The sequence below is a fragment of the Mesorhizobium sp. M7A.F.Ca.CA.002.09.1.1 genome (genome assembly GCF_003998555.1).
Classification (GTDB): Bacteria; Pseudomonadota; Alphaproteobacteria; order Rhizobiales; family Rhizobiaceae; genus Mesorhizobium; species Mesorhizobium ciceri.
Map to the genome: position 1 here is coordinate 1 of NZ_RZRR01000798.1, position 2,597 is coordinate 2,597.

Annotated in this window: 3 protein-coding genes; all 3 read left to right on the forward strand. The window is 59.4% G+C overall.

What is annotated here, in order from left to right; all coding sequences use genetic code 11:
* Positions 1-718: bifunctional DNA-formamidopyrimidine glycosylase/DNA-(apurinic or apyrimidinic site) lyase (gene mutM, locus EN994_RS26405; protein ID WP_127307938.1), on the forward strand; the 718-nt coding region annotated here is incomplete at its 5' end.
* A gap of 131 nt (positions 719-849) precedes the next feature.
* Positions 850-1,623 (forward strand): enoyl-CoA hydratase, encoded by a 774-nt coding sequence (locus tag EN994_RS26410; protein WP_013533693.1) that lies wholly within the window; start codon positions 850-852, stop codon positions 1,621-1,623.
* Positions 1,624-1,805: 182 nt separating this feature from the next.
* Positions 1,806-2,072 carry a 30S ribosomal protein S20 gene (gene rpsT / locus EN994_RS26415; RefSeq protein WP_013533694.1) on the forward strand — a complete coding sequence of 89 codons (267 nt, stop codon included), beginning with the start codon at positions 1,806-1,808 and terminating at the stop codon, positions 2,070-2,072.
* Positions 2,073-2,597 lie beyond the last annotated feature (525 nt).

Here is a 2,597-nt window from a genome sequence, read left to right on the forward strand (position 1 = left end):
GTATCTGACGATGGACCTGGAAGGCGGCCCCGCGCTGATCTGCCATCTCGGCATGTCGGGCTCATTCCGCATCGAGACGGCCGATGGCAGCGACATGCCCGGCATCTTCCGGCACGACCGCTCGAAGAGCTCCAATCACGACCACGTCGTCTTCCATGTCGTGTCTCCGGCCGGTACCCGATCGCGCGTGATCTTCAATGATCCGCGCCGCTTCGGCTTCATGTTGTTTGCGGAAGGACTGCCGGACGTTCATCCGATGCTGGCTGGACTTGGCGTCGAGCCTACGGGCAACACATTGGACGGTGCGCTGCTTTCCTCATTGATGAAGGGGCGGAGATCACCGCTGAAGGCAGCGCTTCTCGACCAGAGGCTGATCGCCGGGCTCGGCAATATCTATGTGTCGGAGGCGTTGTGGCGTGCGGGCCTGTCGCCGCTGCGCGAGGCGGGCACGATCGCCAGGCCCGGAAAGAAAGCCCAGGCCCAAAGCGAACACCTCGCGCAAGCCATTCGTTCGGTGATATCGGATGCGATCGCAGCCGGCGGTTCCTCACTGCGGGACTATATGCAGACCGATGGGTCGCTGGGCTATTTCCAACACGCCTTCGCCGTCTACGACCGCGAAGGCGAGGCCTGCTCCAAGCCCAGTTGCGGCGGCCACATCGAGCGTGTCGTGCAGAGCGGCCGATCGACCTTTTATTGCCGGACATGTCAGCGATGAGTCAGAGCAATTCCAGCAAAAGCGGGGGCGGTTTTCCGTCCGAAATTGGTCAAGACAAGGAGATGGAGCGGTTCTGCGTTTCCGTGAAACGATGAACCGCTCTAGACGAGCGTAAGCAAGGAGAAGCAGCCATGAGCTATGAGACGATCATCACCGAGACGCACGGCAAGGTCGGGCTGATCACGCTGAACAGGCCGCAGGCGCTCAACGCGCTGAACTCCCAGATCCTGACCGAGGTGGTGGCAGCCGTGAACGGGTTCAGCGCCGATCCCGGTATCGGCGCCATGGTCATCACCGGTTCCGAAAAAGCTTTCGCGGCGGGCGCCGATATCAAGGAGATGCAGTCCATCTCCTATGCGGACGCCTACGCCCAAGACTTCTTCGTCGGCTGGGAGGAACTGACGCGGGCGCGAAAGCCTATTATCGCGGCGGTGGCGGGCTATGCACTCGGCGGCGGTTGCGAGCTGGCGATGATGTGCGATTTCATCATCGCCGCCGACACGGCCAAGTTCGGCCAGCCCGAGATCACGCTCGGCGTCATTCCAGGCATGGGCGGGTCACAAAGGCTGACCCGCTTTGTCGGCAAGTCGAAGGCGATGGACATGTGCCTGACCGGGCGGATGATGGATGCCGCCGAGGCCGAGCGTTCTGGCCTGGTGTCGCGGGTCGTGCCTGCCGGTGAACTTGTCGAGGAGGCGCTGAAGGCCGCGGCCAAGATCGCCGCTTTCTCGCTGCCATCGGTGATGATGGCAAAGGAAGCTGTCAACCGCGCCTTCGAGACGACGCTTGCCGAGGGATTGCGGTTCGAGCGCCGGCTGTTTCACTCGCTGTTTGCACTGGACGATCAGAAGGAAGGCATGGCGGCCTTTGCCGAGAAGCGGAAGCCGAATTTCACCAACCGCTGACGCCAATCCCTTGGCTTCGAAGAAGATGGTTGTTGGCCGCCAAAAAGAAGGCCAGGCAGCGTTGACGCGCCGGAAAAGCTGAACTATAAGCCGCACCAACCGAGGCGGCCCTGTGGCAGCCCGTTTGTTTTTTGCGCCCTGCGGCATCCCGCATGCGCCGACCAGATCAGAAGAGAGGCATCATGGCCAATACATCCTCGGCCAAAAAGGCAACGCGCAAGATCGTCCGCCGCGCAGCGATCAACAAGAACCGTCGCTCGCGCGTCCGCACCTATATCCGCCAGGTCGAAGAGGCGCTTGCCTCCGGTGACAAGGCTGCCGCACAGGCTGCCTTCAAGATCGCGGAGCCGGAATTGATGCGCGCCGCAACCAAGGGCGTGATTCACAAGAACACGGCGTCCCGCAAGGTGTCGCGACTGGCTCAGCGGGTCAAGGTACTGTCGGCCTGACATTACTTGCCTAGACTGACGTTCTTCGAACCCGGCCGTTTGTGCCGGGTTTTTTCGTTTGCCGGCAAGCACTTAAAAAGAATGTCCGGAAACGGCGTCTTATGCGGATTTCACAATAGGGAATAGTTTGCCGGCATATGCATGCCTGCTGTTGATCGGCACGCTTGAAAATCGCCGGCCTAATGATTCTTGGCTGTCAAAAATAGCTTATATTTTTCAAACGCTTACAGATGGTGATCCACAGCTTGTCCACACCGGACTGGCCCGATCGGGGAGAAGTCGCTGTCAAGCGAATTATTTCAGAATATTTCTGTCAGCGCCCGGTTTTTCATATTCGCCGGAAAAGGGTTTGAATCACAATGGCTTTGTTAAAATGTGCCGTCGCGGCATGCCACTCGAACCCGCCTCCACTAACCAGATTCCTTAAAAATCCGTTAGACGTGGCCTTGCCCTATCCACAGCGATTTCGGTAGTGTCGATCTATCGAAAGGGACGGGCTCTGGCTCTTAACCCAAGCCTGAATCG